This is a genomic window from Amycolatopsis sp. WAC 01376 (assembly GCF_003947415.1).
Classification (GTDB): domain Bacteria; phylum Actinomycetota; class Actinomycetes; order Mycobacteriales; family Pseudonocardiaceae; genus Amycolatopsis.
In genome coordinates, this window is the sequence record NZ_QHKL01000002.1 from 1 (window position 1) to 15,093 (window position 15,093).

The following is a 15,093-nucleotide window of genomic DNA, read 5'->3' on the forward strand; positions in this document are numbered from 1 at the left end:
CTCGCGAGAGTGGCCGCCGAACTCAACGGCCGCCCCCGCAAAACACTGGACTGGCTTACACCCCAAGAAAAACTCAACCTGCTACTGTCCTAAATAGAGCATGTTGCGACGACCGCATGAATCCGCCCCTCCTTCCCTACCCTGAGAGTAGGGAAGGAGGCCTTCACGGACTTGAGGTCAGCCGCGCAGGGCTTCCGAAAGCTTGATCCGGCTGCCGACCCGCAGGACGCTGTTCTGGTAGATCCTCGCGCCCAGCCAGGTGAACAGGGCGATGGCGGCCACCGTCAGGCCGAGCGACAGCGCGATCTCCCACACCTCGACGGTCCCGGCCGCGATCCGCGCGGGCATCAGCACCGGGGAAAGCAGCGGCACCAGGGAAAGGACCTTCGTCCCCGTGCCGTCCGGCGCCTGCGTCAGCAGGTTGAACCCGACGATGAAGCCGAGGATCAGCACGATGTTGACCGGGCCGATGACCGACTGCGTGTCCTCCTGCCGCGAGACCAGCGAGCCCATCGCGCCGTAGACGGTGGCGTACAGCAGGAACCCGAGCAGGTACCACAGCACACCCCACAGCAGCGCGCCCGTCGCGACCCCGGACAGCGTCAGCACGTTGGTCGCGGAAGCGACGATCAACCCGGCGCCGCCGATGATCACCAGCTGGGTCAGCCCGACCAGGCCGAGCCCGATCACCTTGCCCAGCAACAGATGCCACGGCCGCACGGTGGACAGCAGGATCTCCACGACCCGGCTGGACTTCTCCTCGACCACGCCCTGGGCGACCAGCGTCCCGTAGGTCACGATGCTCATGTACAGCAGCACCGCCACGATCAACCCGATCACCATCCGCTGCGACTTCTCGGGGTCCGGCGGTTTGATCGAGTCGACCTTGACCTGGGTCTGGTGGACCGTTTGCATCACTTCTTCCGGCGACCGCTGGGCCTCGGAAAGAATGCCGTTCAGCACTTCCTGCTGGGACACTCCGTTCAGCAGGGAACGCAGTTTGGTGTCCAATTCGGACTTGACGAGCACCTTGAGCTCGGTGGCGTTGCCGGACAGCAACGCGTCGAGATCACCGTTCTCGACCTGCGTCCGGCCCTGCGCCGGATCGGTGACGGTGACGGTCTCGATCTTCTCGCCGATCGCCGCGCCCGCCGTCTGGAGCTGCTGCGCGATTCCGGCGGTCTGGCCGGACAACCCGACCTTGCTCTTGTCCTCGTTGCTGATCAGCGTGGACTGCAGCAGGACGTACCCCATCAGCATCACCAGCAGCACGGCGGTGCCGATCACGAAGGATCGGGTGCGCAGCCGGGTGTTCAGCTCACGTTTGGCGATGAGCCAGACCGCGCGCCACGAAGATACGGTGTTCATGCGGAAACTCCTTGTGCCGCCGGCTTCTCCGCGACCGCGTCGCGGAAGAGGTCGGTCAGCGAACGCCTGCGTTTGGTGAATTCGGTGACCGGGCCGGTGGCCAGCGCCGCGGCGAGCACGGCCTGGTCGTCGGCGCCCGCCTCGAGTTCGAGGATCGCCGTCGGGCCGTTCTGCTCGACCGAGCGCACGCCGGGAACGGCCGAAGCCCAGCCGGGTGCGGCGTTGGGCGCGGTGACGACGAGACCGTTGCCCGCGCCGGCGGTCAGCTCCCCGACGGTGCCGGAGGCGACCATCCGTCCACTTCGGATGATCCCGACCCGGTCGCACAGCCGCTCGACCAGATCCAGCTGATGGCTGGAGAACACCACCGGCACCCCGGTCGCTGCCTTCTCGCGCAGCACACCGCTCATCACGTCCACGGCCAGCGGGTCGAGGCCTGAGAACGGCTCGTCCAGCACCAGCACCCGCGGATCGTGCACCAGCGCGGCCGCGAGCTGCACGCGCTGCTGGTTGCCGAGGCTCAGCTTCTGGACCTCGTCCTTGCGCCGTTCGGTCAGCCCGAGCCTGGCGATCCAGTTCTCGGCGCTGCGGTGGGCGTCGTTGGCCGACATCCCGTGCAGTTCGGCGAGGTAGACCAGCTGCTCCAGCACCTTCATCTTCGGGTACAGCCCGCGTTCCTCCGGCATGTACCCGATATGCGTGCGGGTCTCGTGGGTGATCGGGGCGCCGCCGAGGAGCACCTGCCCCGAGTCGGCCGACAGCACCCCGAGGACGATCCGCATCGTGGTGGTCTTGCCCGCGCCGTTGCTGCCGACGAACCCGAACAGCTCACCGGGTTGGACCTCGAAGCTGACCTCGTCCAGCGCCACTTTCGCGCCGTACTTCTTGGAGATCCGGTCGATCTCCAGTTTCCCCTCGCTCATTTCCACTTCCCCTCCTCGAAATACCGCACCAGCGCCGTGAATCCCCGATGGACGCCGGAAACCGTGCGGTTCCGCTGGATCAGCCCGTCCAGCTTGACGTTGCTCATCACCGACGTGGCCCGGTACACCAGGACCGCCCGGCCCGCGCCGGCGAGGACCCCGCTCGCCACCAGCACGACAGCGACCACGCCGACGGACACCTTGTAACGCTTCTTGTCCCCGGTCATGCCGGAGCCACCCCCTCGTCGAAGTCTTCCGGATCGTCGTCCGGCAGCGTCCAGCCGAGGATGACGCCGGACAGCGTGGTGCCGGTGACCAGCAGCGCGCAGGCCATCATCGCGCCGCGGACGCCGCCGTCCTCGGTGTCGGCGATGATCAGGCTGTAGAACACCGCGATCAGCATCAGCACGACCAGGATCTGGTAACTGACGAAGGTGACGCGGTGGCGCCATTCCCGCTCGCGTTCGTCGAGCCGGAGCGAGAACCCGCCGCTCATCTTGCCGGTGAGGATCCGCAGCAGGTAGTGCGAGCCGCCGGCGACGACGCAGCCACCGAACCAGCACACGACGAACAACGTCGAGGGCTGAGAACGGAACGTGGCGGCACCGATGATCAGGATCAGGTTGCCCGTCAGCACGAGCACACTCAACGTCCGCCGCCGTTTCCGCGTGCGCCAGGTCGGCAGTCGCAGCGCCCGCTTGCGTTCGATCTCGTCCAGCCGTTCCAGCTGGCGCTCCCAGTACGCCGCGAGACGGCCTCGTTCCTCGCTCATGTTCCCCCCTCCCGGTAGACCTGAGTGGACAGTGGCATGAACGGTTCGCGACTGAACACGGCCTCGACCGGGAGGTCGAACACCGTGCAGATGCGAAACGCCAGGTCCAGGCTCGGGTAGTGGTCGCCCCGTTCGAGCGCGCCGATGGTCTGCGGGTTGACCTCGACGGCGGCGGCGAGGGCGGCCCTGCTCAGTCCACGCTCCGCCCGGAGCACGGGCAGCCGGTTGTAGATCGGCAGCTCTTTGCCGCGTCTGACCGGGCTCATGGAACATACTGTTGCAAAAACCCAACGACTCGTCAAGCTGAGAGCACACTTCACCGTAGGTAGGTGACTAATTGCGAGGGGTCAGGTGAGGCCGGCGAGGGACTTGCCGACGAGTTCCCGGACGCGGGCGCGGGCGGCGCCGTCGTCCGGGGTGACCAGGCCGAGCCGGGTGCGGCGCTCCAGGACGTCCTCGACGTCGAGCGCGCCCTCGTGCCGCACGGCCCAGACGACCTCCGCCGCGCTGATCTCGGTGCCGTCGAAGAGGGGCAGACCCAGTTCGGGATCGACCTCGCCGAGTGCCGCGACTCGCGGTGCTTCGGTGCCGTACTTCGCGACCAGCCGGGCCGGTGCGTCCACCGTGGACAGGCGGTCGCGGGGCGTCGCGCCGAGCAGCGGGAGCCGGGACGTGGTCGACGGCCCGGCGAGGAGCCCGGAGCGCTTCAACGCGGCATCGACGGCGTCCTCGGCCATCTTCCGGTACGTCGTCAGCTTGCCGCCGACGACGGTGAGCACGACGTCGGCGCCGGTCACCACCGCGTGTTTGCGCGAGAGATCCGCGCTGCGCCCGCCGCCTTCGACCAGCGGCCGCAGCCCGGCGAACGAGCCCGCGACGTCGGCGCGGGTCAGCGGGCGGGTGAACGCCGTCGACGCCACTTCGAGCAGGAAGTCCACATCGGACTCCGGCACGGACGGCACGCGCGGGACGGCGCCGTCGATCGGCTCGTCGGTGACCCCGACGAACACGCGGCCGTCGGGTTGCGGCAGCAGGAAGACGAACCGGTTGTTCTCGCCGGGGACGGGCACGTTGACCGACGTCGCGCCGATCCGCGCCGCTCCCGAAGCCAGGATGAGGTGTGAACCGCGAGAAGGCCGCAGCCGCACCGACTCCGCCAGTTCACCCGCCCAGACGCCGGTCGCGTTGATCACCTGACGGGCGCGGATCTCGATCTCCTGGCCGGTGAGCCTGTCCCGGGCCAGTACGGATTCCGCGTCGAGCCGGAGCGCCTCGACCTTCGTCAGGATCTTCGCGCCGCGTGACGCCGCTGTGCGTGCCAGGCTCACCACGAGACGCGCGTCGTCGGTCAGCGCGCCGTCGTAGGCAAGCAACGCGCCGCGCAGGCCTTGCGGGGTCAGGCCGGGCGCGAGCGCCAGCGCCTCCGCGGCCGGGATCGACCTCGGCCGCGGAAGCACCGACGCCGGGGTCCCGGCGGCGCGGCGGAGGCCGTCACCGGCGACGAGGCCGGTCATGATGAACGCCTGCTGGCCGCGGGAGGTCTTGCGGTACAGGGGGAACAGCTGCGGGATCGCCCTGGTGAGATGCGGGGCGGTGCGGGTCATCAGTATCCCGCGTTCGACGGCACTTTCGTGCGCCAGCGCCAGATCGCCCTTGGCCAGGTAGCGGAGCCCGCCGTGGACCAGTTTGCTGGACCAGCGCGACGTCCCGTACGCCAGGTCGTACGCCTCGACGAGGGCCACCGAGAGCCCGCGCGCGGCCGCGTCCAGCGCGATCCCGGCGCCGGTGACCCCGCCGCCGACCACCACCAGGTCGACCCGCTCGCCGCCGGCCAGCGCCGTGAGTTCCCGTTCGCGCCGGAGTGCGTTGAGCGAGCCGGGCGTCACGGTCGCAACGCCGCGTCGAGCATGAGGGCGAACTCCGTCATCAGCTTCTTCTCGTCCACGTCCGACGTGGCGGGACGGTAGGAGAACGCGAAGGACTGGATGAGCAGCAACAGGGTGCGAGCCTGCGAGGGCAGGTCGCCCTTGCGGATCGAGCCGTCTTCGTGGCCGGAGCGCAGCAGGTGCAGGATCACGCCTTCGGCGAAGCGCTGGGTCTTCCCGAGCCGCTCGACGATGTAGGGCAGCACCAGTTCGGGGTCGAGGTCCAGCAGGGTGCGGAACAGCGGATCGCCCGACAGCACGGCGACGGCGGCCGAGGAGCTCTGCACGAGCTTCTCGCGGAAGTTGGCCGGTTCGACGTCCGGTTCGGCGGCGCCCTGCAGCAGGCCGCCGAACTCACGGGTCATGAGGGTCGCGAGCACACTGCGGACATCCGGGAACCGGCGGTACACGGTCATCCGGCTGACCTTCGCGGTCCGCGCGATCTCGGCGAGCGTGGTCCGCCGCACACCGACGGCGAGCACGCACTTCTTCGCGGCGTCGAGCAGAACGTCGTCGGACACGCGCGTCGAGGCCTGGCGGGATCGGGTGTCCGCCAGTGCCGAAGCGCCTGTTTCCGCAGGTGAGTGACGTTTTACGTCCATATGTAACACTGTAGTCGTGACGGAGCTTATTGACCACCGGTTAAGACGATCCTGGACGCCCGAAGCCGGTGACGCGGCCCACCTTCCGGCGAAAGCCCTGCGGTGGCTCGTCCAGCGTATCGGCCCGCTGGGCTCCGCGGCGCCGTTCGCGCCCGATTCGGCGCTGTCCGTTCCCGATTCGGCGCTGGGCGAACAGCCGAAACGAGACCTCGAAGAACTCGTCGGCGCCGGCCATGTCCTGGTGGTGCCGGGGGAACGGCTCGCGCGGGCTGGCGGTCTGTCCTATCTGGACCTGATGCGGCGCCGGGGCTTCGGTGATTTTCCGGTGCCGGACGCCGTCGTCCTGCCGGAGAATCCCGCCGAAGTCCAGTCGGTACTGGAAATCTGTGCACGGCACGACGTCGGCGTCGTCCCGTTCGGCGGCGGGACGTCGGTGGTCGGCGGGGTTTCGGCGCTGCGCGGGGACAAGAGCGCGGTGATCGCGCTCGACCTCGCCAGGCTCGGTGAACTGGTCTCCGTCGATCCCGTGTCCAGGATCGCGGTGCTCCAAGCGGGTGTCACCGGGCCGGAGGCCGATCGGCTGCTCGCCGCGCACGGCTTCACTCTCGGGCACGTGCCCCAGTCCTACGAACGCGCCACCATCGGCGGTTTCGCCGCGACCCGGTCCGCCGGGCAGGCCTCGTCGGGTTACGGCCGGTTCGAGGACATGGTTTCGGGTGTCCGGCTCGCGACCCCGCGTGGCGAATGGAAGCTCGGTGTCGCCCCGGCTTCGGCGGCGGGGCCCGACCTTCGGCACCTCGCCATCGGCAGCGAAGGCGCGCTCGGCGTGATCACCGAGGTCGCCCTCCGTGTCCGCCCGGTGCCGGAAGTACGCCGTTATGAGGGTTATGTCCTGGACGGCTGGGAGAATGGCGCCGCCGCCGTCCGGGAACTCGCCCAGCGGCACGTGCTCGCGGACGTCACGCGACTGTCCGATGTGGACGAGAGCGAGGTTTCGCTGGCGCTCAACGACAGCTTGAAGACCAAGGCGCTGCGCCGGTATCTCAAGGCGCGGGGAGTCCACGCGCCTTGCCTGCTGATCGTCGGCTGGGAGGGCGCGTCGAAACGTGAAGTCGCCCGGCGCCGTCAGGAGACCACGCGGGTGCTGGCCCCGTTCGGTGCCGTCCGCATCGGCGCCGCCCTCGGCGAATCCTGGCGCCGCGGCCGGTTTTCCGGGCCCCGGCAGCGGGATGCCTTGCTGGACAACGGTGTCTGCGTCGAAACCCTGGAAACCGCCGCGTATTGGGCGGAACTGAGCGACCTGCGTGACGCCGTCCGCGCCGCGCTCACCGCGACCCTCGGCAACGCGATCATCATGTGCCACGTCTCGCACGCCTACGAGACGGGCGCGTCGCTCTACTTCACCGTGCTCACCGCACGCGACGAGGCCGACCCGATCGGCCAGTGGCAGCGGGCGAAGGCGGCGGCGTCGGAGGCGATCACCGGCATCGGCACCATTTCGCACCACCACGCCGTCGGCGTCGATCACGCGCCTTATCTGGCGGCGGAAATCGGGACGCTCGGTGTCGAAGTGCTGCGAGCGGCGAAAAAGGCCATCGACCCGACCGGGATCCTCAATCCCGGGAAGCTTCTCTGACCAAGGTCGAGGCCTGGACCAGCGTGCAGTCCAGTCCGTGCGTTTCGGCGGGGATGCCTTCCAGCGCCGCGGCCCGGCGCTGTTCGAGGTCGGCGACGCGGATATGCCTGCCGTCCACGAGGATCGGCAGGCGGATGTCCGCGGCGCCGACGTACGCCACGACGTCGTCGAGCACGGTGCCGTCGTCGAGGGTGATGGCTGGCGCGGTCAGCCGCACCAGGTCGTAGCGCTGTCCGTTGCCCTCACAGCGATCGAGGACGGCGAGCTGGTCCGGCGTCGCGAACCAGACCGAGTGCTCCTCGACGACCCCCGGCGCGGCCCCGACCCGCGCGGGCCGCTGCCCGTCCCGGAACCGCAGGCCGGACGCCCAGACCGCGGCGAGGTCGGTGCAGCGCGCGTGGCAGACGACGACCGGACCCGTCAGGCCCATGTTCTCCCGCAGCCAGGTGATCTTGGACGGGCACGCGTTCGATCCGTAGGCGAGCACGGCCTGGCGTTCGCGCCAGCCCTCCGGCGCGGTGTCGAGACTGTGCCCGGCGCCGTCGAAGTGGACGAACGAATGCCCCGGCCGCGCTCCCGGATACGGGTCGGCGGGGAAATCGGCGTCGGTGAAGAGTTTCACCACGTCACCACGCTGCGGAGGACGTCGCCGTGGTGCATCCGCTCGAAGGCCCGCTCGACGCCGTCGACCTTCGTGCATTGTCCACTGTGGACCAGCGTCTTTTCGGGAGACACCCCGACGCCGAGCGCGGGGGACAGGGCGGTGCCGTCGGCCGTGACGCCGTCGCTGACGGCCTCCACGAAACCCGCGGCCTCGTGACTGAGCAGGAACGGGAACGCGTCGACGCCTTGGACCTCGTACGGCATGTCCACCTCCGAGTAGTCGACTCCGTAGCTTGCCACGAGGGCAGCCCGGATCGCGACATCCGCTCGGGTGGGGAACCGATTCAGTGCCCAGGAGTGATGATGTAGGCGACCCCGCCGGGGCCGCTCGAAACGCCGCCATTCGTGTTGTACCGCTTGGTGCGCTGCCAGATTGTCTCGAACTGGTGTCGTTTGTAGACATGCCGGACGCGGTCGTTGCTGCTCGCCGCCGGGTCGTTCGCGATCACGTCACCGTCCTTCGTGAAGCCGACGACGACCATGATGTGCCCGGCGGTGCCGTAGCCCGCGCCGTCGAGTTCCTCGGCCTTGAACGACTGCGACGTGATCACCGGGATGCCGCGCGCGATGTAGTTTTCGAGTTCGTTCAAGGAGTGCAAACGGGTGATGTGCCCACGCAATCCGAGTGAAGCGGCGTACGCGGTGTTGAACGGCCAGTTGCCCGTTCCGTCGTAGGCGTAGTCGAACGTGTAGCGGGCGGCGTACGCGACGGTCGGATCGACGTAACCCTCCGGAATCCACGCCATGTTCTCGCGCTTGGGCCGTTTGCCCCAGTACTCGGCGACCATTTCGGTGGACGTGGGGCTGCACCAGTTCTCGCCGCCACCGCCGTACTCCGGGAACTGTCCTTTGTGGATGTTCTGCGCGTAGGCGGGCACCTTGAGTTCGATGCCGGTGGCGCGGCCCGGCTTGGTCGCCTTGACCTCGAAGCGGTCCGGGACCAGCGACGTCATGGCGCCGACCGACGACACCGACGGCGTGGCGCGGGAACCGGCTTCGCGGTACAGGCTGACTCGCAGCTGGTACGAACGGAGCGCGACACCCGCCTTCATGACCAGCGTGTCGACGTCGACCGCGGCGTTCGGGTCGCTCTGGCCGTCGACGCTGGTGCGCTTGATGTCGGCGTCCCCACTGGCCCAGCGGCCCATGACGTACCAGGAGGTCTCGGCGCCCGCCGCGGTGCGGCCTTTCGCCTCGACCTTGAGCCAGGTCTTGGCCGGCGTCTTCGCGTTCCAGGAAGCGACCAGCTGTGAGGCGTCGAAGCCCTGCGTGTGGCTCCGCGACGTCCATTGGCCGTATTCGTAGGTCTTGGTGGTCCCGAGTTCGGGTTCGGTGTGCTCGATGGTGCCGATCGGGCGGTCGATGCGCAGCGCTCCGTGGTCGAGATCGAGGCCCTCCAGCCTGCCGTCCCGGAAACCGTGGTGACCGGACCATTCGTGGAAGTCGATCGACTCGTCGTCCGGGCGGCCGGGACCCGCTTCCGCCGTCTGTGCCGTCACCGCTGTCATCGTCGCGATGGTCAGCAGTGTGACCAGCCCTCGTATGCGCATCCCGGCTCCATCCCTCGAGTCCACCCAGTAAGGAAGGAATTTTCGCCGGTTACGCCGGGTATGTAAATAGTTGAGGGCCGGGTCGCGGGGGTTCGCTCGCCCTATCCGTCACTAGAGCCGTCCTTACCGCTCACGAGGCCCAAGCCTCAGGCGAGCGGGTTCGGCAGCAGGAGTTCGGTGTTCTGGTCCTGAGGGGTACCGACGGCGGACAGCGAAGCGTGGATGTCGTTGTAGGAGAACTCCCGGTACAGCGACGCAAGCGCTTGCGTCGAGGTGTCCGAGTACGGCGCCTCGTACGGGGCTTCCGCCTCGATCAGGGTCGTGAACAGCGAAAGCGTGCCGTCGGCGTTGTCGGCGACCTCGATGATCCGCGCGTGCTGCGGGAAGTCGATGTGCGAAGCGGTGTTGATCTCCCAGAAGCTCTGCTTCGCGGTCTTGCCGGCGTGCGGGGTGATCTTGTTGTGGTGCGTGTGCCCGTTGACCCACGCCAGCACGTTCGGGAACCGGTGCAGCAGCGAGACGAACGTGTCGCCGTTGAGCCGGAGCTCCATCGGATGCCGCGCGTCCGGGAGCACGTTGCCCATGGTGTCGCTGGTGTGATGGCTGAAGAGGATGAACAGCTCGTCCGTCACGTTCTGGGTGACCTTGCGCCCGAAGAAGTCGTAGTACGTCGAGCTGTTGCGCTTGAGCGTGTTCTCCACCCAGGTGAACTGCCCGAGCCCGATGGACCCGTCGGCCAGCCCGGCCATCGTCGTGGTGTCGAGGCTGATGCCGACGACGCCCGGCGCGATGCGGAAGGTGTAGTACACGTTCCGTCCGTCGGCGTTGTTCTCGCTGAACCCGTGGCCGACCGGGCCGGGGCCGGTGTTGGCGGAGTCGAGGTGGTGCCGCACGAATTCCGCGGTGCTGAACGGCCGCCGTCGTGCGTCCGGGGTGACCTCGCGGATCGTGCCGGAGCCGCCGAACAGCTCCGTGACCGGGACGCCGGAGCCGGACCCGATCGCCTTGGCGAGTTTCCGTGACGTCGTCTCGTCCTTGCCGATCACCTTGAAGCGGCCGGTGTACCAGGCGTCCATCCCCGGCAGGTCCGGCACCGTGCCGACGATGCTGTCGTCGTGGTTGCCGAAAGTGCAGAACCACGGGACGTCGAGACCGGGCGAGGTGAAGGTGTTCGAGGCCGCGCCGAGCAGGCCGGGCAGCTGCGGGAAACCCTTCTTCGTGTACGCGTCGTCCAGCGGTTCGCCGGGGTTCCAGTAGTGCGAAGACCCGGACGTCTGGACGCCTTCGTGCAAGTTCGGGTCGCCAGAGGTCGGGTTCACCGTGCCGCCGTTGAGCACCTTGAGGAACCATTCGAGCTCGATCAGCTCGTGGTTGTCGGTGTTGTCGCCGGTGGTGACCATGAAGTCGATCGGCCGTCCGGTGAACGGGCCGGCCTTCAGGCTGTTGACCCGCTCCACCAGCGCCGTCGTCGCGACCGGGCCGAGCGTCTCCTGCGGCCGGTGCGCCGAGCCGACGAACGGGTGCAGGTATTCGAACCGCGCCGGGCTCTCGGCGTCGGTGAAATGCAGGTCGGTGAACTGCGCGAACGAGGCCATCGCGCGACGCCGCTCGTCGCGGCCGGACTTCGGCGCGGCGAGGTCGCCGCGGACCACGAGCGGCCAGCCGGGGCCCGCGGTCAGCCGGGTGTAGCCAGGACCGGTCTTCAGCGGGGCCGCCGCGGCTTCGAGGGTGGTGCCCGCGGTGCGCACCGCGCGGGCCGAGGTGCGCGCCAGCGCCCGGTCGAGCGCGTTGGCGGTCGGCGTGCACAGCAGCAGGCCGACGCCGGCGGCGCCGGTCGCGGTGAAGGTGCGCCTCGAGATGTCGGACATGGCGGTGCCCCCAGTCGTCGCGGATGGTCGTCGCGGAAGGACGATGCCGCACGACGTTAGCCGTGGGGTGAACGCGGGAAAAGGGTAATGCGAAGATTTGTCACGTTCGGCCGAATGTCCAAGGAGCCAAGCGGGCTGGTTACGCTGGCCGCTCGGCGCAACGAGGAGGTGGCCCCGGTGGGTGCTTCGGCTTGGTCTGTCCGCGGCCGGTTCGACGGCGACCCAGGGGCGGCGCTGGACGCGATGAAGGCGCGCGTCTTCGCGGAGGGTGACTACCTCTGGGAAGGCGACGAGCTCGGCCGACCGGATTCGATCGACGACCTGTACGAGGTGGAGAGCGTCCAGGAGTCCGGGACCCATTCCGTGCTCGACGTCCACGAGTTCATCAGCGCCACGGGCGAGGACGACTTCGGCACCATCCGGCCCTTGACCGACGCCGAACTCCTCGCCGCGTTCGGCACCGAGGAGCCGTCCGTCGCCGCCTTCGACGAACTCGACAAGGCGGGACGACTGCCGTTCGAACGCCGCCCGCGCTGGAGCGCCAACTGCGCGCTGCTCTACGAAGACGACGTCGCCGTCGAACTGGCGATCTGGGGCGTGTCCGGGGACTAGGGCGCGTGGGGTCGTGAGTGGTAAGTGTCGTTAGAACGACACTTACCACTCACGACGCGGCGGCTCACGCGGACAGGCGGCCCAGTTCGGCTTTGACGGCCTCGACCGCGGCCTTCGTCTCGGCGACCGGATCCGCGCCGTCGCGGGCGATCCGGCCCAGCGCGCCGACGAGCGCGGTGTTCGCCGTCTGTGTCCACAGTGGACCGGCGGCGCGGCCGTTCTCCTTGACCAGCTTCGCCGCGTCGGCCGCCGCGGCGACCTTGTCGAGCACGCTCAGCCGCGCGGGCAGGTGGAAACCGAACCTGGTGGCGAACTCCTGCTGGAAGTCGGTGCGCTCCAACCACAGCCACTTGACGAAATCCTTGGCGGCGTTGGGGTTCAGGCTCTTGGAGTGCACCATCGCGCTCAACCCGCTGACCGCGACGGACGGCGCGCCCGCCGCGTCGAGCCGGGGGAAGGCCAGGATGCCGAAGTCGTCCTTCACTGCGTCCTGGATCTTCGGCAGGTTCCACAGCCAGGTCCATTGCATGGCGGTGAGCCCGTCGATGAACGGGAGCGGATCCGCCCAGTCCGTCGAAGCGCCGAGCAGTAGCGAACCGTTGAGCTCGTGGAGTTTCGCGAACGTCGTGGCGGCGCGCGGATCGTCGAAGCCGACGGATTTGCCGTCCTTGACGTAGTCGAGCCCGGCCGACCACAGCAGCGGGCCGGCGAGCACCGCGGCCCCCGCGTCGTTGCCGGCGAACAGTCCTTTGACGCCGTCCTTGGTGAGTTTCTTCGCCGCGTCGACGAGTTCGCCGAGCGTCTGCGGCGGCTGCACTCCGGCCTCCTGCAGGAAACTCTTGCGGTAGAAGAGAACCTGGGCGTCCAGCGCCTGCGGGATGCCGTAGAGCTTGCCGTCGACCGTCTGTGCCGCCAGTACGGAGGGGTTGAAATCCCCGCGCACGGGTCCGATGACGTCGTCGAGCGGGACGAGGAGGTTCTGCCGGACGCGGTCGACGGTGACCTGGCCTTCGAAGACGTCCGGGACCGGCCCCGCCTGCAGTGCGGCGTTCAGTTTCGCTTCGTAGTCGTCGGGATTCCACTGTACCGTGACCTTGGACTTCTGGTACGCGGCCGCGTAGCGCGTGACGGCTTCCTGGACACCGGCTTCGGGATACGGGTGGTACCACTGCGTGAGATCCACAGGCTTCGGTTTCGGCTTGGTCACCCCGGCGGAGTAAGCCGTCGACGGGGGCGGGTTTCCCGTTCGGACAGTGTTGGACCCGCAGGCGGAAAGGACGGTGGTCCCCGCGAGCGCCAAGAACGTTCGCCTGTTTGTCTTACGCACCAACAAAACCCTTCGCCGAACGCAGTGAAGGCCATCTTCAGGGAACAGCGTCCCTCAAGATGGCCTTCACGGAAGCGCAGGCGCGCGGGAGATTAACCCGTTAGAGCTGACTGACGTCGAGTTTGCCTTCGGAGTGGAACGCCCGCAGCCGCTTCTTGTCGAACTTGCCGACACTCGTCTTCGGGACTTCGTCCACAAAGGTCCAATTCTCCGGAAGCTGCCACTTCGCGACCTTGTCGGAGAGGAACTCGCGCAGTTCCTCGGCCGTGACGTTCTCGCCCTCCTTGAGCACGACGGCGACCAGCGGCCGCTCGTCCCACTTTTCGTCGGGGATGCCGACCACGGCCGCCTCGGCCACCGCGGGATGCGCCATCACCTGGTTCTCCAAGTCCACCGAGGAGATCCACTCGCCGCCGGATTTGATGACGTCCTTCGCGCGGTCGGTCAGCGTGAGGTAGCCGTCGGGGCTGATCTTGCCGACGTCGCCGGTGCGCAGCCAGCCGTCGTGGAACTTCTCCGGATCGGGCTCGTCACCGCTCGTGCCGCTGTAGTACGACGCCGCGATCCACGGGCCCTGAACCTCGAGCTCGCCGACGCTTTCGTTGTCCCATGGCAGTTCCTCTCCGTTGTCGCCGATCAGCCTGGCGCTGACGGACGCCGGGAACCGGCCCTGGGTGTAGCGGTAGTCCCACGCCTTCTCGCCGGTCGCGGCGGCGGGCGGGCGCGCGACGCTGCCCAGCGGCGACGTCTCGGTCATGCCCCAGGCGTGCAGGATCGGCACGTCGTAGCGGTCTTCGAACGCGTGCATCAGCGACGGCGGCGCGGCCGATCCGCCGACGACGACCTCGCGCAGATGCGAGATGTCCTGCGGGTTCGCGTCGAGGTGGGACAGCAGGCCCTGCCAGATCGTCGGGACGGCGCCGGCGAAGGTCGGCTTCTCGACGTCGAGCATCTGGGCGATCGGGGCGGGCTGGAGGAAGCGGTCCGGCATCAGCAGCGAGGCGCCGACCATCATCGCCGCGTACGGCATGCCCCACGCCATCGCGTGGAACATCGGGACGATCGCGAGGGCCTTGTCGTGCTGGGCCAGCCGCATGCTGTCGGACATCGTGACCTGCATGGAGTGCAGCCAGATCGACCGGTGGGAGTACGCGACGCCCTTCGGGTCACCCGTGGTGCCCGAGGTGTAACACATCGCGGCGGCGGACCGCTCGTCCACGTCGGGCCAGTCGAAGGTGTCCGGCTGGCCGGCCAGCAGTTCGTCGTAGGAGTGCACCTGGACGCCGTCGGGCGCCGGGAGGGTGGCGGCGTCGCCGTTGGCCACGATGACGTGACGCACGGTCTTCAGCTCGGGCAGCTGCTTGGCCAGCAGCGGGACCAGCGTGCCGTCGACGATGACGACCTGGTCCTCGGCGTGGTTGGCGACGAAGACCAGCTGCTCGGGGAACAGCCGGATGTTGAGCGTGTGCAGCACCGCGCCCATGGCGGGGATGGCCAGGTACGCGGCCATGTGCTCGGCGTTGTTCCACATGAACGTGCCGACGCGCTGGTCACCGGTGATGCCGAGGCTCTGGAGGGCGTTGGCGAGCTTCGCGGCGTGCTTGCCGAGTTCGCCGTAGGTCTCCCGGCGGGCTTCTGAACCGGTCCAGGTGATGACTTCGCTTTCGGAGTGCACCGTGGTGCCGTGGCGGAGCAGCCTGCCCAGTGACAGCTGTCCGTCCTGCATCGTGCTCAACATCGCGTACTCCCGTGGTGCTCGTTCTCCGGTGAACTGGGGTTGCGCCGACTCTAATCCGGGAGGGGTGAACCGGTCAGTAACATCGCAGGCAACCGTTCGGTCACAGTGT

14 protein-coding genes and 1 pseudogene are annotated in these 15,093 nt (G+C 68.4%); 2 read left to right on the forward strand and 13 right to left on the reverse strand.

The window, feature by feature from the left end; genetic code table 11:
- Window positions 1-177: 177 nt before the first annotated feature.
- From DMH03_RS09205 to DMH03_RS09235, 7 genes are all read right to left on the reverse strand, one after another.
- Entirely contained in the window at window positions 178-1,368 is a 1,191-nt protein-coding gene (locus tag DMH03_RS09205; protein WP_125791621.1) for an ABC transporter permease, read from the reverse strand.
- Window positions 1,365-2,291, reverse strand: coding sequence for an ABC transporter ATP-binding protein (locus tag DMH03_RS09210; RefSeq protein ID WP_125791622.1), 927 nt, complete (start codon window positions 2,289-2,291; stop codon window positions 1,365-1,367). The genes DMH03_RS09205 and DMH03_RS09210 overlap by 4 nt, the downstream gene beginning before the upstream one ends.
- The gene (locus tag DMH03_RS09215; RefSeq protein ID WP_125789348.1) at window positions 2,288-2,518 is read right to left on the reverse strand and encodes a hypothetical protein; all 231 of its coding nucleotides are present in this window, start codon (window positions 2,516-2,518) and stop codon (window positions 2,288-2,290) included. Before DMH03_RS09215 ends, DMH03_RS09210 begins: the two co-directional genes overlap by 4 nt.
- Entirely contained in the window at window positions 2,515-3,063 is a 549-nt protein-coding gene (locus tag DMH03_RS09220) for a hypothetical protein (RefSeq protein WP_125791623.1), read from the reverse strand. The genes DMH03_RS09215 and DMH03_RS09220 overlap by 4 nt, the downstream gene beginning before the upstream one ends.
- A complete protein-coding gene (locus tag DMH03_RS09225) occupies window positions 3,060-3,329 on the reverse strand; it encodes a helix-turn-helix transcriptional regulator (RefSeq protein WP_125791624.1) in 270 nt (89 codons plus the stop codon). Before DMH03_RS09225 ends, DMH03_RS09220 begins: the two co-directional genes overlap by 4 nt.
- 81 nt (window positions 3,330-3,410) lie before the next feature.
- On the reverse strand, window positions 3,411-4,949 hold the full coding sequence (locus DMH03_RS09230) for a glycerol-3-phosphate dehydrogenase/oxidase (RefSeq protein ID WP_125791625.1): 1,539 nt from the start codon (window positions 4,947-4,949) through the stop codon (window positions 3,411-3,413).
- Entirely contained in the window at window positions 4,946-5,509 is a 564-nt protein-coding gene (locus DMH03_RS09235; protein WP_125792842.1) for a TetR/AcrR family transcriptional regulator, read from the reverse strand. Before DMH03_RS09235 ends, DMH03_RS09230 begins: the two co-directional genes overlap by 4 nt.
- Window positions 5,510-5,606: 97 nt before the next feature.
- Between DMH03_RS09235 and DMH03_RS09240 the strand changes: the two genes are divergently transcribed.
- Complete coding sequence (locus DMH03_RS09240) at window positions 5,607-7,226, forward strand: FAD-binding oxidoreductase (RefSeq protein ID WP_199748788.1); 1,620 nt, start codon at window positions 5,607-5,609, stop codon at window positions 7,224-7,226.
- On the opposite strand, the gene DMH03_RS09245 is transcribed toward DMH03_RS09240, so the two are convergent.
- The 4 genes and pseudogenes from DMH03_RS09245 to DMH03_RS09260 all read right to left on the reverse strand — a co-directional run bounded on the left by DMH03_RS09245 (window position 7,204) and on the right by DMH03_RS09260 (window position 11,307).
- A complete protein-coding gene (locus DMH03_RS09245) occupies window positions 7,204-7,851 on the reverse strand; it encodes a gamma-glutamylcyclotransferase (RefSeq protein WP_125791626.1) in 648 nt (215 codons plus the stop codon). The genes DMH03_RS09240 and DMH03_RS09245 overlap by 23 nt on opposite strands.
- A gap of 59 nt (window positions 7,852-7,910) precedes the next feature.
- Window positions 7,911-8,093: pseudogene (locus tag DMH03_RS09250) on the reverse strand (S-(hydroxymethyl)mycothiol dehydrogenase); the annotation flags it as partial.
- Window positions 8,094-8,173: 80 nt separating this feature from the next.
- Window positions 8,174-9,439, reverse strand: coding sequence for a peptidase C39 family protein (locus DMH03_RS09255; RefSeq protein WP_199748790.1), 1,266 nt, complete (start codon window positions 9,437-9,439; stop codon window positions 8,174-8,176).
- A 146-nt stretch (window positions 9,440-9,585) separates the two neighbouring features.
- Window positions 9,586-11,307 carry a TIGR03767 family metallophosphoesterase gene (locus tag DMH03_RS09260; RefSeq protein WP_125791627.1) on the reverse strand — a complete coding sequence of 574 codons (1,722 nt, stop codon included), beginning with the start codon at window positions 11,305-11,307 and terminating at the stop codon, window positions 9,586-9,588.
- 114 nt (window positions 11,308-11,421) lie between these two features.
- Between DMH03_RS09260 and DMH03_RS09265 the strand changes: the two genes are divergently transcribed.
- Window positions 11,422-11,919 carry a hypothetical protein gene (locus DMH03_RS09265; protein ID WP_233611385.1) on the forward strand — a complete coding sequence of 166 codons (498 nt, stop codon included), beginning with the start codon at window positions 11,422-11,424 and terminating at the stop codon, window positions 11,917-11,919.
- A 64-nt stretch (window positions 11,920-11,983) separates the two neighbouring features.
- On the opposite strand, the gene DMH03_RS09270 is transcribed toward DMH03_RS09265, so the two are convergent.
- Both DMH03_RS09270 and DMH03_RS09275 read right to left on the reverse strand, forming a co-directional pair.
- Window positions 11,984-13,246, reverse strand: coding sequence for an ABC transporter substrate-binding protein (locus DMH03_RS09270; RefSeq protein WP_125791628.1), 1,263 nt, complete (start codon window positions 13,244-13,246; stop codon window positions 11,984-11,986).
- 100 nt (window positions 13,247-13,346) lie between these two features.
- Window positions 13,347-14,984: a long-chain fatty acid--CoA ligase gene (locus DMH03_RS09275; RefSeq protein WP_125791629.1), complete on the reverse strand. Its 1,638-nt coding sequence runs from the start codon at window positions 14,982-14,984 to the stop codon at window positions 13,347-13,349.
- Between the last annotated feature and the right edge of the window lie 109 nt (window positions 14,985-15,093).